Origin of the sequence: Streptomyces sp. MMCC 100, from assembly GCF_041538145.2 — a bacterium.
Lineage (GTDB): Bacteria > Actinomycetota > Actinomycetes > Streptomycetales > Streptomycetaceae > Streptomyces.
This window is the reverse complement of the sequence record NZ_JBGORK020000001.1, coordinates 6196802-6215416: the sequence shown is the minus strand read 5'-3', so window position 1 is coordinate 6215416 and position 18615 is coordinate 6196802. Positions and strand designations below refer to the sequence as shown.

17 protein-coding genes and 1 riboswitch are annotated in these 18615 nt (G+C 72.2%); of the genes, 7 read left to right on the top strand and 10 right to left on the bottom strand.

What is annotated here, in order from left to right:
* Nucleotides 1-23 precede the first annotated feature (23 nt).
* Nucleotides 24-129: riboswitch (TPP riboswitch) on the top strand.
* Between the two features lie 79 nt (nucleotides 130-208).
* From ABS735_RS28620 to ABS735_RS28605, 4 genes are read left to right on the top strand one after another with little or no spacing between them, the layout of a single operon-like run.
* Nucleotides 209-1300 (top strand): thiamine ABC transporter substrate-binding protein, encoded by a 1092-nt coding sequence (locus ABS735_RS28620; protein ID WP_373904368.1) that lies wholly within the window; start codon nucleotides 209-211, stop codon nucleotides 1298-1300.
* Nucleotides 1276-2994 carry an ABC transporter permease gene (locus ABS735_RS28615; RefSeq protein ID WP_373904367.1) on the top strand — a complete coding sequence of 573 codons (1719 nt, stop codon included), beginning with the start codon at nucleotides 1276-1278 and terminating at the stop codon, nucleotides 2992-2994. The genes ABS735_RS28620 and ABS735_RS28615 overlap by 25 nt, the downstream gene beginning before the upstream one ends.
* Before the next feature lie 28 nt (nucleotides 2995-3022).
* On the top strand, nucleotides 3023-4051 hold the full coding sequence (locus ABS735_RS28610; protein WP_373904366.1) for an ABC transporter ATP-binding protein: 1029 nt from the start codon (nucleotides 3023-3025) through the stop codon (nucleotides 4049-4051).
* 24 nt (nucleotides 4052-4075) lie between these two features.
* Nucleotides 4076-4876, top strand: coding sequence for a maleylpyruvate isomerase family mycothiol-dependent enzyme (locus ABS735_RS28605; RefSeq protein ID WP_373904365.1), 801 nt, complete (start codon nucleotides 4076-4078; stop codon nucleotides 4874-4876).
* A 63-nt stretch (nucleotides 4877-4939) separates the two neighbouring features.
* Here the strand turns inward: ABS735_RS28605 and ABS735_RS28600 are convergent, their stop codons facing one another.
* From ABS735_RS28600 to ABS735_RS28570, 7 genes are all read right to left on the bottom strand, one after another.
* Entirely contained in the window at nucleotides 4940-5650 is a 711-nt protein-coding gene (locus tag ABS735_RS28600; protein WP_373904364.1) for an LAETG motif-containing sortase-dependent surface protein, read from the bottom strand.
* A gap of 156 nt (nucleotides 5651-5806) precedes the next feature.
* The gene (locus ABS735_RS28595) at nucleotides 5807-6925 is read right to left on the bottom strand and encodes an LOG family protein (protein WP_373904510.1); all 1119 of its coding nucleotides are present in this window, start codon (nucleotides 6923-6925) and stop codon (nucleotides 5807-5809) included.
* Nucleotides 6926-7005: 80 nt separating this feature from the next.
* Nucleotides 7006-7413 (bottom strand): VOC family protein, encoded by a 408-nt coding sequence (locus ABS735_RS28590; RefSeq protein ID WP_373904363.1) that lies wholly within the window; start codon nucleotides 7411-7413, stop codon nucleotides 7006-7008.
* A 110-nt stretch (nucleotides 7414-7523) separates the two neighbouring features.
* Nucleotides 7524-8969, bottom strand: a complete 1446-nt coding sequence (locus tag ABS735_RS28585) for a hypothetical protein (RefSeq protein ID WP_373904362.1) — start codon at nucleotides 8967-8969, stop codon at nucleotides 7524-7526.
* On the bottom strand, nucleotides 8951-9727 hold the full coding sequence (locus ABS735_RS28580) for an ABC transporter ATP-binding protein (protein WP_373904361.1): 777 nt from the start codon (nucleotides 9725-9727) through the stop codon (nucleotides 8951-8953). The genes ABS735_RS28585 and ABS735_RS28580 overlap by 19 nt, the downstream gene beginning before the upstream one ends.
* Before the next feature lie 205 nt (nucleotides 9728-9932).
* Complete coding sequence (locus ABS735_RS28575) at nucleotides 9933-11306, bottom strand: aspartate aminotransferase family protein (RefSeq protein WP_373904360.1); 1374 nt, start codon at nucleotides 11304-11306, stop codon at nucleotides 9933-9935.
* 2 nt (nucleotides 11307-11308) lie between these two features.
* Entirely contained in the window at nucleotides 11309-11824 is a 516-nt protein-coding gene (locus tag ABS735_RS28570; protein WP_373904359.1) for an Lrp/AsnC family transcriptional regulator, read from the bottom strand.
* 165 nt (nucleotides 11825-11989) lie between these two features.
* On the opposite strand from ABS735_RS28570, the gene ABS735_RS28565 reads away from it, so the two are divergent.
* From ABS735_RS28565 to ABS735_RS28555, 3 genes are all read left to right on the top strand, one after another.
* Nucleotides 11990-13429 carry a gamma-aminobutyraldehyde dehydrogenase gene (locus tag ABS735_RS28565; protein WP_373904358.1) on the top strand — a complete coding sequence of 480 codons (1440 nt, stop codon included), beginning with the start codon at nucleotides 11990-11992 and terminating at the stop codon, nucleotides 13427-13429.
* A 183-nt stretch (nucleotides 13430-13612) separates the two neighbouring features.
* A complete protein-coding gene (locus ABS735_RS28560; protein ID WP_373904357.1) occupies nucleotides 13613-14812 on the top strand; it encodes a polyamine ABC transporter substrate-binding protein in 1200 nt (399 codons plus the stop codon).
* Nucleotides 14813-14824: 12 nt separating this feature from the next.
* Entirely contained in the window at nucleotides 14825-15364 is a 540-nt protein-coding gene (locus ABS735_RS28555) for an HXXEE domain-containing protein (protein ID WP_373904356.1), read from the top strand.
* A gap of 13 nt (nucleotides 15365-15377) precedes the next feature.
* Here the strand turns inward: ABS735_RS28555 and ABS735_RS28550 are convergent, their stop codons facing one another.
* The 3 genes from ABS735_RS28550 to ABS735_RS28540 form a co-directional block, all read right to left on the bottom strand.
* Nucleotides 15378-16535 carry a serine hydrolase domain-containing protein gene (locus tag ABS735_RS28550; RefSeq protein WP_373904509.1) on the bottom strand — a complete coding sequence of 386 codons (1158 nt, stop codon included), beginning with the start codon at nucleotides 16533-16535 and terminating at the stop codon, nucleotides 15378-15380.
* Between the two features lie 128 nt (nucleotides 16536-16663).
* Nucleotides 16664-17404 (bottom strand): glycerophosphodiester phosphodiesterase, encoded by a 741-nt coding sequence (locus tag ABS735_RS28545; RefSeq protein ID WP_373904355.1) that lies wholly within the window; start codon nucleotides 17402-17404, stop codon nucleotides 16664-16666.
* A gap of 14 nt (nucleotides 17405-17418) precedes the next feature.
* Complete coding sequence (locus ABS735_RS28540) at nucleotides 17419-18582, bottom strand: adenosine deaminase (protein WP_373904354.1); 1164 nt, start codon at nucleotides 18580-18582, stop codon at nucleotides 17419-17421.
* Nucleotides 18583-18615 lie beyond the last annotated feature (33 nt).

Below are 18615 nucleotides of genomic sequence, written 5' to 3'. Positions count from 1 at the left end.
TACGTAAGCGCAGTCACATCTTCATATTCCGACAGGGGAGCGCCACAGCGCTGAGAGTGCGGCACCGGCCGCAGACCCTCCGAACCTGGCCCAGGTCATTCTGGGTAGGGAGATCGGTCATCACTCGAGCTGTTGCGCCCTGCCCGGGACCCTCGCCAGGGGTCCCGGGCGGGGCCGCGTCTTCTCCTGGTCACCCAGGAGGAATTCAGTGAGCATCACCAAGAAGGTCAGTGTCCTGGCCGTCGGGCTCGGCATGGTCGGCACGCTGGCCGCCTGCGGATCGTCGTCCGACGAGGCCGGCGGCAGCGGCTCCGGCGACTCCAAGACCGTGACCCTGGTCAGCCACGACTCGTGGGCCGCGTCGAAGGACGTCATCGCCGCCTTCGAGAAGAAGTCAGGCTACAAGGTCAAGGTGCTTGAGGACGGCGACGCCGGGCAGGCCGTCAACAAGGCCGTCCTCACCAAGGACAACCCGCAGGGCGACGTCTTCTTCGGCGTCGACAACACCCTGCTGTCCCGCGCCCTCGACAACGGCCTGTTCCAGCCGTACGAGGCGAAGGGCTCCGACCTCGTCCTGCCCGAGTACCGGACCGACCAGGACAAGCACCGGGTCACGCCCGTCGACACCGGCGACATCTGCGTCAACTACGACAAGGCGTACTTCGACAAGCACGAGCTGGCTCCGCCGAAGTCCTTCGACGACCTGGTCAAGCCCGAGTACAAGGACCTGCTCGTCACCGAGAACGCAGGCAGCTCCTCGCCCGGGCTCGGCTTCCTGCTCGGCACCGCCGCCAAGTACGGCGACGAGGGCTGGGAGGGCTACTGGAAGAAGCTCGAGGCGAACGGCGTCAAGGTCGTCGACAGCTGGGAGCAGGCGTACAACGAGGAGTTCTCCGGCTCGTCCGGCGGCAAGAAGGCCAAGGGCGACCGCCCGCTCGTCGTCTCCTACGCCTCCTCCCCGCCCGCCGAGGTCATCTACGCCGACCCGCAGCCGGACACCGCCCCCACGGGTGTCGCCGACGGCACCTGCTTCCGGCAGGTCGAGTACGCGGGCCTGCTCAGCAACGCGAAGAACCCCGAGGGCGGCAAGGCACTCCTCGACTTCCTGCTGAGCAAGCCCTTCCAGGACGACATGCCGCTGAACATGTTCGTCTACCCGGTGCGGGAGGGCGCGCAGATCCCCGAGGCGTTCTCGAAGTTCGGGCCCCAGGCCAAGGACCCGCAGACCCTCGACCCGGCGAAGATCGCCGACAACCGTGACCAGTGGGTCAAGTCGTGGACCTCGCTCGTACTGAAGTGAGACACGAAGGGAAGCAGGCGGTGAAGACGGCGGTGAAGTCGGCGGTGAAGCCGACGGGGACCGCGCGCGGGAGCGCGGCGCGGCTCGGCCTCATGGCCGTGCCCGTCGCGTTCTTCGCGGTGTTCTTCGCCTACCCCGTCGCCGCCATCGTCGCGCGCGGCCTGAAGGTCGACGGGGCCTGGCAGCTCGGGCGGATCGGGGACGTGCTCGCGCAGTCCGACGTGCGGCACGTCCTGTGGTTCACCACCTGGCAGGCGCTGGCGTCCACCGCGCTCACACTGCTGATCGCCCTGCCCGGCGCGTACGTCTTCGCCCGCTTCGACTTCCCCGGCAAACAGGTGCTGCGGGCCGTGGTGACCGTGCCGTTCGTGCTGCCGACGGTCGTCGTCGGCACGGCGTTCCTGGCCCTGGTCGGGCGCGGCGGGCTGCTGGACGAGCTGTGGGGCCTGCGCCTGGACACCACGGTGTGGGCGATCCTGCTCGCGCACGTCTTCTTCAACTACGCCGTCGTCGTCCGCACCGTCGGTGGCCTCTGGTCGCAGCTCGACCCGCGGCAGGAGGAGGCCGCCCGGATGCTCGGCGCCTCGCGGCTGCGGGCCTGGCGGCAGGTCACGCTGCCCGCGCTGGCGCCCGCCGTGGCCGCCGCCGCGCTGATGGTCTTCCTGTTCACCTTCACCTCCTTCGGCGTCGTCCAGATCCTCGGCGGCCCCGCCTTCTCCACCCTGGAGGTGGAGATCTACCGCCAGACCTCCCAGGTCTTCGACCTGTCCACGGCCGCCGTGCTGACGCTGATCCAGTTCGCGGCCGTAGCCGCCGTCCTCGCCGTGCACGCCTGGACGGTACGGCGGCGCGAGACGGCTCTGCGGCTGGTGGACGCGGCCACGACCGCGCGCCGGCCGCGCGGAGCCGGGCAGTGGACGCTGCTCGCCGGGGTCCTGGGCGTGGTCGTCGTCCTGCTGGTGCTGCCGCTCGCGGTGCTGGTCCAGCGGTCGCTGGGCGCGTCCGGCTTCGGCTACTACCGGGCGCTGACCCGCGAGGACGGCGGCGCCTTCCTCGTCCCGCCGATCGAGGCGATCGGCAACTCCCTCCAGTACGCCGTCGCCGCGACCGCCATCGCCGTGGTGATCGGCGCGCTGGCCGCGACCGCGCTCACCCGGCGCGGCGCGGGCCGCTTCGTGCGCGGGTTCGACGCACTCCTGATGCTGCCGCTCGGGGTGTCGGCCGTGACGGTCGGGTTCGGGTTCCTGATCGCGCTCGACGAACCCCCGCTGGACCTCAGGTCCTCCTGGATCCTGGTGCCGCTCGCGCAGGCGCTGGTGGGCGTCCCCTTCGTCGTACGGACCATGCTGCCGGTGCTGCGGGCGGTGGACGGGCGGTTGCGGGAGGCAGCGGCGGTGCTGGGCGCGTCGCCGTGGCGGGTGTGGCGCGAGGTGGACCTGCCCATGGTGCGGCGGGCGCTGCTGGTCGCGGCCGGGTTCGCCTTCGCGGTGTCGTTGGGGGAGTTCGGCGCGACCGTCTTCATCGCACGGCCCGACAACCCGACGCTGCCGGTCGCCGTGGCGCGGCTCCTTGGCCGGCCCGGGGACATGAACTACGGCCAGGCGATGGCCCTTTCGACGATTCTGATGCTGGTGTGCGCGGTGGCCCTGGTGGTGCTGGAGCGGCTGCGGACCGACCGGAGCGGGGAGTTCTGACATGCCGCCCATGCCGTCCATGCCGTCCATGCCATCGAGCCTGCTGAACCTCGAAGGCGCCACGGTCCGCTTCGGCGGGCGGACCGTGCTGGACGACGTCGACCTGGCGGTCGCCGAGCACGAGGTGGTGTGCGTGCTCGGGCCCAGCGGCAGCGGCAAGTCGACGCTCCTGCGGGCGGTCGCCGGACTCCAGCCGCTCGACGCCGGACGGGTGACGCTGGACGGACGGGACCAGACCGGAGCGCCCGCGCACAAGCGCGAGGTCGGGCTGATGTTCCAGGACCACCAGCTGTTCCCGCAGCGGGACGTGGCCGGAAACATCGCCTTCGGGCCGCGGATGCGCGGCGCGTCCCGGGCCGAGCAGCAGGCCCGGGTGGGGGAGTTGCTGGAGCTGGTCGGGCTGCCCGGCGCCGCCCGCAGGTCCGTCGCCGCACTTTCCGGCGGTGAGCAGCAGCGAGTGGCGCTGGCCCGCGCCCTCGCGCCCCGGCCCCGGCTGCTGATGCTGGACGAGCCGCTCGGCCAGCTCGACCGCTCGCTGCGGGAACGCCTCGTGGTCGAACTGCGGGAGCTGTTCGGCCGGTTGGGCACCACGGTGCTCGCCGTGACGCACGACCAGGGCGAGGCCTTCGCACTCGCCGACCGGGTCGTGGTGATGCGGGACGGGCGGATCGCCCAGTCGGGGACGCCCCTTGAGGTGTGGCAGCGGCCGGTGGACGCCTTCGTCGCCCGCTTCCTCGGCTTCGACAACGTGGCCGAGGCGTCCGTCGCCGGTCAGGCCGCGGACACCCCGTGGGGCAAGGTGCCGGTCCCCGAGGACGCCCCGCAGGGCACGCGGACGGTGCTCGTGCGGCCGGCCGGGGTTCGCATCGTCCCCGCCGACGAGGGCCTGCGCTGCACGGTCACGGCCCGCACCTTCCGCGGCACGCACGTCGCCGTCCGCCTCCAGCCGGAGGACGCGCCCCGCCTGGAGGCGGCGTGCGCGCTGCGGGAGGCGCCGGAGGTCGGGGACGCGGTCGGGGTGGAGTTCGACGCGGCCGAAATCGTGGTGCTCGGGTGATCGTCGCGCTCGTAGGGTGACCGCATGACACTCCTCGCGCACGAACGGTACTGCGACGAAATCATTCGCCAGGTGGGCGGGCTCAGGACCGTGGTCACGTCCGGTGCGGACCTGGCCGCCACCGTACCGACCTGCCCGGACTGGACCCTGGAGCACCTGGTGCGGCACGTGGGCCGGGCCCTGCGCTGGGCCGGGCTGATCGTCGGCACCCGCGCGGAGGAGGACGTCCCGGTGGACCGGGCGCCGGGCGCCCAGGGCCCGGCGGCGACCGGGGACGCGGCGGCGCTGGACGCGTGGCTCGCGGAGTCCGGCGAGGTGGTCGTCGGCGCGCTGCGGGAGGCCGGGCCGCAGGCGCGTGCGTGGTCGTGGGCCGGCATCGACACGGCGGGCTTCTGGGCGCGGCGGATGACCCACGAGCTCGTCGTCCACGGGGCGGACGCGGCACTGGCGGCGGGCCTGCCCCTCCAGCCGGTCGCGCCGGACGTGGCGGCCGACGCGGTCGACGAGTGGCTGGACATCGTGCGGTTCGTGCAGCGGGTCCTTCCCGACGCGGCGGCGAACGAACTGCGCGCCCCGGGCAGCAGCATCCATCTGCACGCCACGGACACCGCGGCCGAGTTGAACGCCGAGTGGCTCGTCGAACTGTCCGACGAGGGCATCACCTGGCACCGCGGCCACGAGAAGGCCACCGTGGCGCTCCGCGGCCCGCTCACGGACGTACTGCTCGCCTTCTACGGCCGGCTGCCGCTGGACGCTCCGGGACTCGAGGTCCTCGGTGACCGCAAGCCGCTCGAACTCTGGCTGGAGAAGGCGACGTTCGGCTGACACGACGGTGGCCCGCCCCGGACCGGGACGGGCCACCGCTGTGCGTGAACCGGTGTGCGGGCGTCAGCGGTTGCTGTTCGCTCCGCGACGGCGCAGGCCGAAGAAGACGGCGCCGCCACCGACGACGACCAGGGCCGCCGCGATACCGGCGATCGTGCCGGTGTTGGAGTTGGCACCGGTCTCGGCGAGGTTGGACTCACCGGCCGCCGGGGACGGGGCGTTGTCGCTCGGCACGGCCGCCGGCGCGCTGCTCTCCGGCTGCGACGGCGCGGGGGCCGACGTGGACGGCTCGGGCGCCGGGGACTCCGTCTCGTCGGACGGGGTCGAGGAGCTCTCCGACGGGGTCGGGGTCGGGGACTGGGTGTCCTCGGTCTTGCAGGGCGTCGACGAGGTCGTGACGTTCGGCTGGATGTCCTCGTCGACGTACCGGTCGGCCTTGACGTGGACGCGGTACTCCGTGTTCGGCTGCCAGTCCACGTCGAAGGTGACGGTGGTGCCCTCCTTGGAGCCCTTGACCGTCTGCTGGCCGACCTGCTTGTCGCCGTCCTTGAGGTAGACGGTGACGGTGGCCGGGATACCGGCGGGGTCCACGTCGGTGACGGTGATGACACCGTTGTCGCCGGCGCACTTGGCTTCGGCGGAGAACTCGCCGATGTTGCAGGCGAGGGCGTTGCCGGAGGCGCTGAGCGCCAGGGCCGCGGAGGCGGCGACGACGCCGAGGGCGCGGACGCCACGGCGGGATGCCGTACGGCTGATTATGGACAGGGCTGCCACGTTTGTCCTTTACGGGAGCGCGGATGCGGGGGGTGGAGAGGGTGCCGACGCTCGATGACGCGGCATCAGCACACCCATGAGCCTCACTGGTCTATAAGCGGGGCGTAAGAAGTGTCAACGCATATGCCTGTCGCGGCGGTTGACTTTGCCGTCTTATTAACCGCCGACACGTTTCAGCGCCTCGGGAGCCTCGTCGATTCGGTCGACCAGCGCGATTCGGGACTCCATCGTCCGCCCCTTCGCGAGCGACTGCAGCAGCGGCCACGCCGGCAGCGTCCGGGTCCAGTGCTCCCGGTCCACGAGCACCATCGGCGTGGGCTCGCCGCGCGACTCGTAGTAGTTCGGCGTCGCGTTGTCGAAGATCTCCTGCAGGGTGCCGGCCGCGCCCGGCAGGAACACCACGCCCGCGGTGGAGCGGGCCAGCAGGCCGTCCTCGCGCGTGGCGTTGGCGAAGTACTTGGCGATGTGCGCGGCGAAGGCGTTGGGCGGCTCGTGGCCGTAGAACCAGGTCGGGATGCCGATCGAGGCACCGCCCCGGGGCCAGCGTGCGCGGACCTCGAACGCGGACCGGGCCCAGTCGGCGATCGACTGCGTGAACGACGGGACTTTGGCGAGCAGCATCAGGGCATCGTCGAGCATCCCGTCGTCGAACGGGGCGGCGTACGCGCCGAGGTTCGCCGCCTCCATCGCGCCCGGACCGCCGCCCGTGGCCACCGTGAGCCCGGCGCGGGCCAGTTCGCGGCCCAGGCGTGCGGCGCCCGCGTACTCCCGCGTGCCGCGTGCCATGGCGTGACCGCCCATGACGCCCACCACCCGGCTGCCGGCGACGAGTTCGTCCAGCGCGTCCGAGACGGCGTCGTCGTGGACGGCGCGCAGCATGGAGGCGAACACGTCCCCGTCGGCCTTGGTCTGCTGGAACCAGTCGTACGCGAGGGCGTCCGGTGTCGCCTCGTAGCCCTCGTCGAGGCGGGCGTACAACTCGTCGGGCGAGTAGACGCGCCCCCGGTAGGGGTCGAAGGGGAGGCCCGGTATGGGCGGGAAGACCAGGGCGCCGGCGGCGCGCACCCGGGCGGCCGCCTCCGGGGCCATCGGGCACCCGAGGAAGACGGCGCCCGCCGGATCGGCGGCGAGCAGGGCGTCCGTACGGCCCGTCAGATCGACGGCCTGGACGCGGTGATGGGCGAGGGAGCCGGGCTGCGAGACGACGCGGTCGAACTCGTCAAGGCTCTCGATCTCCCGGTCGTGGGAGGCGTGGTGGGACTGGAACTGTGACAGTGACGGTGACCCGTGCTGTGACCGGGCCTTGCGCTGGGCGGGTGTCGGATCCACCCGCCCATGCTAGGCACGCGCCCGGATCAGCCCTGGACCGCCGCCGGGTCCATCCACACGACCTCGAAAGTGTGGCCGTCGACGTCGTCGAAGGCCCGGCCGTACATGAAGCCGTGGTCCTGGGTCTCGCCGGAGACCGAGCCGCCGGCCGCGACCGCCTTCTCCACCAGCTCGTCGACCTTCGCGCGGCTCTCGGCGCTCAGCGCGATCAGTACCTCACTGGACTTCGTCGAGTCCGAGATCTCCTTCTTCGTGAACTCACGGTACTTCTCCGGCGTGTGCACCATCACGACGATGGTGTCACTCACCGGGAAGGAAGCGGTGCTGTCGTCGCTGAACTGGGCGTTGGGCTCCCACCCCAGTCCGGTGAAGAACTTCTTGGAGGCGTCGAGGTCGTTGGTGGCCAGGTTCAGGAAGATCATCTGCTGGTACATGGGGGCCTCTCCCGTTCGATGTGCTGCCGTGCCGTTCGAAGAGGTGGACGGGAGGCCGGCCCGGAACTCATCGCCGGTCCGCGGACTTTCTCGAAAAGGTCTTCCGCGGCTCAGTGGTCGAGCGGCAGCGCCGCCAGCACCGCGACGATCAGGGTCAGCGGACCGAACAGGGCGAGCAGGGCGGCGGCGCGTACGGCGGCGGCGGCGCGCAGGGTCGCCGGGGGCGCGCCCAGCCGCAGCAGGGCGTCCGTGGTGTCGGCCCGGGCGTGCTTGGCCGCGACGGCCGCGGTGAGGAGGGTGGCCACCGTGCAGCCGGCCACGAGGAGGGCGCCCAGAGTGGCGAGGGGGCCGAAGGCCGGTCCGTCCCCGTCGTACACCGTGGCGGCCACGTAGGCCGCGGCGGCGACGGCGGCCACGACGCCGAGGGGGCGGCCGACGCGGTGCGACTCCTCCATGAGGACGCGGCCGGCCAGCAGACGCAGGGCGCCGGGCCGGGCGGCCTGCAGCAGCCGGCCGCACAGGTGGGTCAGGCCCGGTCCGGCCAGGGCGAAGCCCAGGGCGGTGAGGGCCCAGCCGATCAGGACGCCGGCGGAGGGTGCGGTGCCCGGGGCGGAGGCGGCGGCCGCGTCGCCGGTGTAGGTCTCGACGGTGAGACCCGCGGCGAGTACGGCGAAGCCCCAGGGGAGGGCGGTGGTGTTCTGGGGTCGGGGGGCCGGCTCGGTCGGAGGGTCGGGGGCGGCCTCCGGCGTCTGCGGGGTGGCGTCCGCCGGGGCCGGGGCCGGGGCCGGTGCCGGTGCCGGGGGGCGGGGGTCACTCACCTGCGTCTGCAGGGCGCCGCCTGCGCCCACCCGTGCCGCCCCAGCGGCACGACTGCCCGCAGGGGCAGCGGCGTGACCGTCCGCAGGGGCAGCGGCCCGGGCGGGCTCCGCGGCGATGCGGGAGCCGAAGCGGCCGTACGCGCCGAAGGTCTCGCGGGCCTTGCCCCAGCCGTACGCGCCGAAGCGGCCGTAACCGCGGGGTGCGGCGGCCGCGGCGGGCCGGGGGTCGCGGGGCCGCAGCGTGTGGGCCACCGCGGCCGAGGCGAAGGCCGGTACGAGGACCAGCAGGGTCAGGACGGCCGGGGCGGGGAGGGACTGGCCGACGGCCAGGGCGTCGGCGGCGACGCGGCCGGAGGGCGGGCGTCCGGTCAGGTCGCCGCGCAGGTGGAGGAAGGCGAGCAGGGCCGCCACCGAACCGAGCGCGGCGGACAGGGCCGTGGTCGTCGCCGACACGGCCATCAGCCGGCCCGGCCCCAGACCGATCGCCGACAGCCCCGAGCGGGGCCGCGTCCCGGGATCGGTGCGGGCCACGGCGACCGCGAGGTGCACCGTTGCGGCGAGGGGGGCGGCGCACCAGGCCAGGCGGAGGGCGGAGGCGCCCGGCGTGTCCGGGTGGCTCAGCGCGTGGCCGAGGGCGCACAGCAGCAGGAAGCCCGTGCCCGTCGAGGCCAGCGCGACCAGCAGGCGGCGCAGGTGGACGGCGAGGTGGGCGGTGCGGGTCAGGCGGAGAGCGAGCACGCCGCCCGGCCTTCCGTTCCGGGAGTCCCGGCGGCACCGGTGGCCACCGTGGTCTCGGCGAGCGGGGGGAGGTGCACGGTCCGTACCCGCCTTCCGTCGAGGAGCGCCACCGTGCGGTCCGCCAGGGCGGCGGTCTGCGCGTCGTGCGTGGCGAGCAGGACGGTGATGCCGTGCGAGCGGGCCGCCGTGGTGAGCGTCCGCAGGACCTGGGCGCGGTCGGCGCGGTGCAGGGGGGCCGTCGGTTCGTCGGCGAAGAGCACCGCCGGGGCGACGGCGAGCGCGCGGGCGATGCAGACGCGCTGCCGCTCGGCCTGCTGGAGTTCGTGCGGGCGCCTGCGCGCCTTGCCGCCGACGTCGAGGCGGTCCAGCCAGTCCAGGGCGGCGCTCTTGGCCCGGCGCCGGCCGGTGCCGCGCAGCATGAGGGGGAGCGCGGCGTTCTCCCAGGCGTTCAGCTCCGGGACGAGCGCCGGGGCGGGATCGATCCAGCCGAAGCGGTCGCGGCGCAGCCGTTCGCGGCCGAGCGGGCCCATGGTGTGCACCGGCACGCTGTTGAACCACACCTCGCCGTCCTGCGGCTTGACCAGGCCGGACAGGCACCGCAGCAGCGTGGTCTTGCCGCTGCCGCGCGGTCCGCTCACGGCGAGGATCTCGCCCTCGCGCACGCCGAGCGACACGCCTTGCAGCGCGGGGGAGCCGTCGTGGTGCTGGAAGTGCAGGGCACGGGCCCAGAGCACGTCGTTGTCCGGCGGGGCCTCCATGGGCGTACACCTCGGTTCTGATCCGTATTTCCCCGGTCGTTTCGTCCCCCTTCCGGGGGAACGAAGACGGGGCCGATCGGTCACTGGGCACCGTAAGGAGTCGCCGCGGAGGAAGCCGGACAGCACGCGGCCCCGGGCCGCCGTTCTCACTCGAACGGACCGCACCGGGGCCGGTGATGATCCTCTCAGCGGATGATCGGGACGATCAGAGCTTCGTCCACGCCTCCGTCAGCGTGGCGCGCAGGATCTGCTCGATCTCGTCGAAGGTCTCCTGGTTGGAGATCAGCGGCGGGGCGAGCTGGATGACCGGGTCGCCACGGTCGTCGGCACGGCAGTACAGACCGTTCTCGAAGAGCTTCTTGGAGAGGAAGCCGTACAGGACCCGCTCGGTCTCCTCCTCGTTGAAGGACTCCTTGGTGGCCTTGTCCTTGACCAGCTCGATGCCGTAGAAAAAGCCGTTGCCGCGGACGTCGCCGACGATCGGCAGGTCGTGCAGCTTCTCCAGGGTGGCGCGGAAGGCGCCCTCGTTGTCCAGCACGTGCTGGTTGAGGCCCTCGCGCTCGAAGAGGTCGAGGTTGGCGATGCCGACCGCGGCGGAGACGGGGTGGCCGCCGAAGGTGTAGCCGTGCAGGAAGGTGTTGTCGCCCTTGTAGAACGGCTCGGCCAGGCGGTCGGAGATGACGCAGGCGCCGATCGGGGAGTAGCCCGAGGTCATGCCCTTGGCGCAGGTGATCATGTCCGGGACGTAGCCGAACTTGTCGCAGGCGAAGGTCGTGCCGAGGCGGCCGAAGGCGCAGATGACCTCGTCGGAGACGAGCAGCACGTCGTACTGGTCGCAGATCTCGCGCACCCGCTGGAAGTAGCCGGGCGGGGGCGGGAAGCAGCCGCCGGCGTTCTGCACGGGCTCCAGGAAGACCGCCGCGACCGTGTCCGGGCCCTCGAAGAGGATCTGCTGCTCGATCTGGTCGGCGGCCCAGCGGCCGAAGGCCTCGGGGTCGTCGCCGAAGAGCGGGGCGCGGTAGATGTTGGTGTTCGGCACCTTGTGCGCGCCGGGGACCAGCGGCTCGAAGGGGGCCTTGAGCGCCGGGAGGCCGGTGATGGACAGGGCGCCCTGCGGGGTGCCGTGGTAGGCCACCGCGCGGGAGATCACCTTGTACTTGGTCGGCTTGCCGGTCAGCTTGAAGTACTGCTTGGCGAGCTTCCAGGCGGTCTCGACCGCCTCGCCGCCGCCGGTGGTGAAGAAGACCTTGTTGAGGTCGCCGGGGGCCTCGTTCGCCAGGCGCTCGGCCAGCTCGACGGCCTTGGGGTGGGCGTAGGACCACACCGGGAAGAAGGCGAGCTCCTGCGCCTGCTTCGCGGCGGCTTCGGCCAGCTCCGTGCGGCCGTGCCCGGCCTGGACCACGAACAGGCCGGCGAGACCGTCGAGGTAGCGCTTGCCCTTGTCGTCGTAGATGTGGGTGCCCTCACCGCGGACGATGGTGGGGACGGGGGCGTTCTCGTACGACGACATGCGGGTGAAGTGCATCCACAGGTGGTCGTAGGCGGTCCGGCTGAGGTCCTTGGGGCTGTCGGTGCTCACGATTATCGGGTTCCCCACATATAGGTCTGCTTCTTGAGCTTGAGGTAGACGAAGCTCTCGGTGGAGCGCACGCCGGGCACGGCCCGGATGCGTCGGTTGATGACCTCCAGGAGGTGGTCGTCGTCCTCGCAGACGACCTCCACCATCAGGTCGAAGGAGCCTGCGGTCATCACCACGTACTCGCACTCGGACATGGCCGACAGCGCCTCGGCCACGGACTCCACGTCGCCCTCGACGTTGACGCCGACCATCGCCTGGCGCCGGAAGCCCACCGTGAGCGGGTCCGTGACGGCGACGATCTGCATCACGCCCTGGTCGAGGAGCTTCTGGACGCGCTGGCGCACGGCCGCCTCCGACAGGCCCACGGCCTTGCCGATGGCGGCGTACGGCCGGCGGCCGTCCTCCTGGAGCTGCTCGATGATGGCGAGGGAGACGGTGTCCAACTGGGGACCACCGTTCCTGGACTCGCGGGAGTCCTTCTGGTCTGCGCTTCGACTGGCCACGGCTTCACTGTGCACGACGTATCGACAGTTTCGCAAGGCCGGATCGATGAAATTCGTTGTTTCAATCGCTTCAAGCTGCGGATATCGCAACCGTGAGGGGAGTGGGGGTGTTGAAAACGTCGGCACTCCGTCTAGGGTGGGTGTCTCAGTTACTGGACACCCGAACTTGGAGGGCCGGCAGTGAGCACCGAGCTGCGTCGTCTGCGCAATTACATCGACGGTGAGTTCCGGGACGCCGCCGACGGACGGACCACGGAAGTGGTCAACCCCGCCACGGGCGAGGCGTACGCGACCGCCCCCCTGTCCGGGCAGGCGGACGTGGACGCCGCGATGGCGGCCGCCGCGGCGGCCTTCCCGGCGTGGCGGGACCTGGTCCCGGCCGAGCGGCAGAAGGCCCTGCTGAAGATCGCGGACGCGTTCGAGGAGCGGGCCGAGGAGCTGATCGCGGCCGAGGTGGAGAACACGGGCAAGCCGATCGGGCTGACCCGCTCCGAGGAGATCCCGCCGATGGTCGACCAGATCCGCTTCTTCGCCGGCGCGGCGCGGATGCTCGAAGGGCGCGGCGCCGGTGAGTACATGGAGGGGCTGACCTCCTTCGTGCGCCGCGAGCCGATCGGGGTCTGCGCGCAGGTCGCGCCGTGGAACTACCCGATGATGATGGCCGTGTGGAAGTTCGCCCCGGCGCTCGCCGCGGGCAACACGGTCGTCCTCAAGCCCTCGGACACCACCCCCGCCTCCACGGCCCTGATGGCCGACATCATCGGCTCCATCGTGCCCAAGGGCGTCTTCAACGTCGTCTGCGGCGACCGCGACACCGGCCGCCTCATGGTCGAGCACGAGACCCCGGCGATGGCCTCCATCACCGGCTCGGTGCGGGCCGGCATGTCGGTCGCCGAGTCGGCGTCGAAGGACCTCAAGCGGGTCCACCTGGAGCTGGGCGGCAAGGCCCCGGTCGTCGTCTTCGAGGACACCGACATCCCCAAGGCCGTCGAGGGCATCTCGGAGGCGGGCTACTTCAACGCCGGGCAGGACTGCACCGCCGCCACCCGCGTGCTGGTCCACGAGTCGGTCCACGACGAGTTCGTCAGCGCCCTCGCGAAGGCCGCGTCCGAGATCAAGACCGGTCAGCCCGACGACGAGGACGTGCTGTACGGCCCGCTCAACAACCCCAACCAGCTCAAGCAGGTCTCCGGGTTCATCGAGCGCCTTCCCGCCCACGCCAAGGTCGAGGCGGGCGGCCATCGGGTCGGCGACAAGGGCTACTTCTACGCCCCGACCGTCGTCTCGGGTCTCCAGCAGGACGACGAGATCATCCAGCAGGAGGTCTTCGGCCCGGTCATCACCGTCCAGTCCTTCCGCGACGAGGACCAGGCCGTCGAGTGGGCCAACGGCGTCGAGTACGCGCTGGCCTCCTCGGTGTGGACCAAGGACCACGGGCGCGCGATGCGGATGTCCAAGAAGCTGGACTTCGGCTGCGTGTGGATCAACACCCACATCCCGCTGGTCGCCGAGATGCCGCACGGCGGCTTCAAGAAGTCCGGCTACGGCAAGGACCTGTCGGGGTACGGCTTCGACGACTACACGCGGATCAAGCACGTGATGACGTCCCTGGACGTGTGACCGCGGGCGGTGTGCGGACCGCACCCGGTGTGCGCGGCCCCGGACGCGAGGCGTGAGGCCTCCGTCCGGGGCCGCGGTGCGTGCACGGTGAACTCCCCGCGCTCGACAGGGTGTCGGGCCTGGCCGGGCCCGCTCGACGCAGCGTCGATTGTCCCGGTGGGCGCTGGGCGGGATCCTCGTGCCATGCCCCTGCTCCCGAAGACGCCCTCGCTCTCCCGTCGTACCCTGCTGCGCGGCCTGGGCGGCTCCGCCGTGCTCGGTGCGATCGGCACCCTGGCCGGCTGCGGCGTCCCCGCCGCGTACGTCGCCCCCGGCGACCGCGCCGCCACCGACCGGTCCGCCGCCGAACGCCGGCTGACCTGGGCCAACTGGCCGCTCTACATCGACACCGACGACGAGCACCCGAGCCGGCGGCCCACGCTGGAGGCGTTCGAGAAGGAGACCGGCGTCTCCGTCGACTACATCGAGGAGATCAACGACAACGACGAGTTCTTCGGCAAGATCAGCCCGTCCCTGATGAACCACCAGCCCACCGACCGCGACCTGATCGTCATCAGCGACTGGATGTGCGGGCGGTTCGTGCGGCTGGGCTGGGTCCAGGAGATGGACCGCTCCCACCAGCCGAACGTCACCAAGTACCTGGACCCGCTGCTGCGTTCGCCCGCCTTCGACCCCGGCCGGAAGTTCACCGTGCCCTGGCAGTCGGGCATCACCGGTATCGCGTACAACCGGCGCAGGCTCGGCCGGGAGATCCGGCACGTGTCCGACCTGTGGGCGGCCGACCTCAAGGGCCGCGTCACCCTGCTGTCCGGCATGGACGAGGCGTTCGCGCTGCTGATGCAGGGCAACGGCGTGGACATCACCGACTGGAGGACGGACGACTTCCACCTGATCTGCGACCAGGTGGAGAAGCAGGTCGCCAAGGGCCAGGTCCGCCGCTTCACCGGCAACGACTACATCAAGGACCTCTCCAGTGGCGACGTCCTCGCCTGCCAGGCCTACTCCGGTGACGTGATCCAGCTCCAGGCGGACGACCCGGACATCGAGTTCGTCGTCCCGGAGGAGGGCGCCGAACTGTGGGCGGAGTCCCTCATGATCCCCAACCTGGCCCGCCACAAGGCCAACGCCGAGCAGCTGATCGACTACTACTACCGCCCCGAGGTCGCCGCCGAGCTGGCCGCCTGGGTCAACTACGTCTGCCCGGTCCCCGCCGCCCAGGACGTGCTCGCCTCCTCCGACGACGAGGAGACCGCCGCCCTGGCCGAGGACCCGCTGATCTTCCCCGACGCGTCGATGCGCGGGCGGCTCGCCATCGCGCGGGACATCTCGGCGGGGGAGCGGGCGGAATTCGCGAAGCGGTGGAACGGGATCGTCGGCGTGTAGCAGACTGATCATGTGAGGAATTCATCACGCGATGAAGGGGTCGATGGCGCGGTCACGCTGGGACTGCTGGCGGCCTGGGCCCTGCACGACCTCGAAGAGCTCGCGACCGTGCCGGGCTGGTGGCGCCGGAACCTCCCCGCCCTGCGCGAGCGGTACCCGGCCGTGCCGGAGGCAGTGTGGCGGCGGGCCGGGTCGGTCGACGGGCGGGAGTTCGCGGTGGCGGTCGGCGCGATGGCCGCGGTCGTGGCCGCCGCGTCCGTCGCGGGACGGCTGACCGGCGGCCGCTCGGCCACGTACCAGACCGCGCTCAACGCCTTCGGCCTGCACGGCCTGGTGCACCTCGCGCAGGCGGGGCTGGTGCGCGGCTGCCCGCCCGGGTCGGCGACCTCGCCGCTGATCGTCCTCCCCTTCACCCTCTGGGCCCGCCGTCGCCTGCGCCGCGCCGGTGTCCTGCGTGCCCCCCGCCCGCGCGACCTCGCCGTGGGCCTGGGCTTCGCGGGGGCGGCGACGGTCGCGGCGCACGCGGTGGCGCGACGGCTGACGAGCGGCTGACGGCGGGCGCGGGTTACTTCAGCGCGGCCGCGGTGATCGCGTCGAGCACCGGGTTCGACTCCGCGCTCTTGGCGTCCGTGGCGTTGACCGAGCAGACGAGGGTGCGGGACAGGTCGCGGGTGCCGCCGATGAGCGCGCTGTAGCCGTAGCGTGAGCCCGACTTGCCCCAGAAGATCTGGTCACCCACCTTCTTGTACTCCAGCCCCGCGCTGCGGGTCGCGTCCGGCAGGCCCGCCGGGGTCGTGAACATCTCCTCCAGCTGCGGCTCGGGCACGATCCGCCCCCGGAAGAGCGAGGTGAGCAGCCGTTCCAGGTCGGCCGTCGTCGAGATCATGTCACCGGCCGCCCAGCGGTCCGCCTGGTTCCACTCGGTCACGTCGAGCAGTTCCGTCGTCCCGTCCGGCCGCTCCACCGTCTGGTAACCCCGGTTGAGCGGGCCCCGGACGCGGGGGTCGGTCCCCGGGAAGTACGTGTGCCGCATCCCGGCCGGGCGCAGGACCAGGCGCGTGGCCTCGGCGGCGTAGGAGTGTCCCGTCACCTTCTCGATCAGCAGGCCGAGGATCGTGTAGTTGACGTTGAGGTAGTGCTGCTGCTCGCCCGGGTCGAACTCCGGCCCCTTCGCGATCGCCGACGCCACGTCCTTGCGCGGGTCGAGTGTGTCGAAGCGGTGGGCGTACAACTCGGCGAAGTCGTCGCCGAGCCCGTCGCCCGCCTGGATGCCGCTCGTGTGGTTGAGGAGTTGGCGGACGCTGATCGGCTTGTCGAAGGCCGGGGTGAACAGGTCGGGGAGATAGCCCTGCACCGGCGCGTCCAGGTCGACGTCGTCCTGTGCCGCGAGCCGCAGGACGGTGGCGGCCGTGACGACCTTGGTGACCGAACCGGCACGGAAGAGGGCGTTCGGGTGCGCCGGCCGGCCACTGGCCAGGTCGCGCACGCCCGCGCTGCCGTGCCAGTCGCCGTCCGTGCGTCCGACCCGCACCAGAGCGGCCGTGGCGTGCTCGCCCGGGACCATGGCGAGGGCGGCGCGCAGCGCCTTGGCGTCCGGCACGTCCGACCGGTGCGTGGCGGCGGCCGAGGTGGGCGGCGCGGCGAACGCGGGGGCCGCCAGCGGCCCGGCGGACAGCGCGAGCACCAGGGAAGCGGCGAGGACGGAGGAGGTACGGGCACGCATCGACGGCATCGACGACTCCAGGTTCGGGACGGGGCAGGGCGATCGTTGATCATCCTTGTGCGCCCCACCCCGTGCCGGATCGTCGGTGAGGAGGGCCCGGACCCTGGACCGGGGCTCGGGGAACCCCCTTACGAGGCGCGGGAGTTGTGCGGGTTCGCCCTTACGGGCAGGGCGGCGCACCGGTCGCGCAGCGCGCACAGCACGTCGATGCGGTTGGTGGTGATCGAGTCGACGCCCAGGGCACGCAGGCGGCGCATGGTGCGGTGGGTGTCCGGGGTCCAGGCGGACAGCAGGAGGCCGTCGGCGTGGACGCGCTCGGCCAGGGCCCGGTCCACCAGCCCGAACCGGTAGTTGAGCCACCGCGGCCGGACCGCCGCAAGCAGCGCGGGCCGGGGCGGGGCCGCCGTCGTCCAGGTCATGGCGATCTCGGCGGCGGGGTCGGCGGCACGCACGGCGAGCATGGCGGCGGCGCCCGCGGTGTAGTACACGCGGTCCCGCGCCCCGCACTCGCGGACCACGTCCACGATGCGCCGTACCGCCCGCTCGCCGGGCGCTCCCGGCAGGTCGAGCATCAACCGGCCGTCCCCGGTCGCGGCCAGCGCCTCGGCGAGCGTCGGCACCCGGCCCGCCGTCAGCCCGCGCACCTCGTCCGCGGACAGGGAGCGCAGCGGCCGGTCGTGCTGCCACAGGCGCTTCAGCGTCTCGTCGTGCAGCAGCACCGGCACGCCGTCCCGGGTGAGGCGTACGTCGGTCTCGACCGCGTCCGCGCCGCGGTCCAGGGCGGAACGCAGCGACTCGATCGTGTTCTCGCGGTGCCGGTAGGGATCGCCGCGGTGGGCGACGGCGGTCAGGGCGCGCGGGGTGTCCATGGTGGCGGCAACTCTCAGGCGGCGAGCCAGGCGGCGGTGTACGTGTCGATCTCGTCGATGATCCGTGCCTTGCCCGGCGCGTCGAGGAACGACGCCTCGACCCCGTTCTTCGCCAGGGCGGCGAGGCCGCGCTCGTCGAGGCCGAGGAGCCGGGCGGCGACGGCGTACTCGTTGTTGAGGTCGGTGCCGAACATCGGCGGGTCGTCGGAGTTGATCGTCACCAGGACGCCGGCGCGGGTGAACTCCTTGATCGGGTGCTCGTCCAGGGTGCGTACCGCGCGGGTGGCGATGTTCGAGGTCGGGCACACCTCCAGCGGGATGCGCCGCTCGGCGAGGTGGGCCAGCAGCTTCGGGTCCCGGGCGGAGCTGGTGCCGTGCCCGATGCGTTCGGCGCGCAGGTCGGTGAGGGCGTCCCACACGGTCTGCGGGCCGGTCGTCTCGCCCGCGTGCGGCACCGAGTGCAGTCCCGCGGCGATCGCCCGGTCGAAGTACGGCTTGAACTGCGGGCGGGCCACGCCGATCTCGGGTCCGCCGAGCCCGAAGGAGACCAGGCCCTCCGGGCGCAGCCGGTCGTCGGTGGCGAGCCGCGTCGTCTCCTCGGCGGACTCCGGACCGGCCTCGCCCGGGATGTCGAAGCACCAGCGCAGTACGGTCCCGAACTCGGCCTCGGCCGCCTTGCGGGCGTCCTCGATCGCCTCCATGAAGGCGCCCTCGTCGATGCCGCGCCGGGTGGAGGAGAACGGTGTGACGGTCAGCTCGGCGTAGCGCACCTGCTGCCGGGCCATCTCCCGGGCCACCTCGTAGGTCAGCAGCCGGACGTCCTCCGGGGTGCGGATCAGGTCGACCACGGACAGGTACACGTCGATGAAGTGCGCGAAGTCCGTGAAGGTGAAGTAGTCGACCAGTGCCTCGGGGTCGGTGGGGACCTTGGAGTCGGGGTGGCGCGCAGCCAGCTCGGAGACGATGCGCGGGGAGGCGGAGCCGACGTGGTGGACGTGCAGTTCGGCCTTCGGCAGTCCGGCGATGAAGGCGTGCAGGTCGCGCGGGACGTCGGGGTCGACGAGGTGCTCGGTCAAGGGTTCCTCCCCAGGGCGGCGCCCCCTGGCCGCGCGGGGCGGCGGTGGGGCGCGGGTGATCGGCTGATCGGTCGTTCGGGGATCATCGTAGGCCGGTCTCACGCCCGGCGGCCCGGCACCGTAGCATGGCGGGCA

Coding starts and splice junctions, on each gene's coding strand:
- ABS735_RS28545 (WP_373904355.1), bottom strand. CDS start 17,404: ATGGACACCCCGCGCGCCCTGACCGCCGTCGCCCACCGCGGCGATCCC.
- ABS735_RS28605 (WP_373904365.1), top strand. CDS start 4,076: ATGACACTCCTCGCGCACGAACGGTACTGCGACGAAATCATTCGCCAG.
- ABS735_RS28550 (WP_373904509.1), bottom strand. CDS start 16,535: ATGCGTGCCCGTACCTCCTCCGTCCTCGCCGCTTCCCTGGTGCTCGCG.
- ABS735_RS28610 (WP_373904366.1), top strand. CDS start 3,023: ATGCCATCGAGCCTGCTGAACCTCGAAGGCGCCACGGTCCGCTTCGGC.
- ABS735_RS28560 (WP_373904357.1), top strand. CDS start 13,613: ATGCCCCTGCTCCCGAAGACGCCCTCGCTCTCCCGTCGTACCCTGCTG.
- ABS735_RS28590 (WP_373904363.1), bottom strand. CDS start 7,413: ATGTACCAGCAGATGATCTTCCTGAACCTGGCCACCAACGACCTCGAC.
- ABS735_RS28580 (WP_373904361.1), bottom strand. CDS start 9,727: ATGGAGGCCCCGCCGGACAACGACGTGCTCTGGGCCCGTGCCCTGCAC.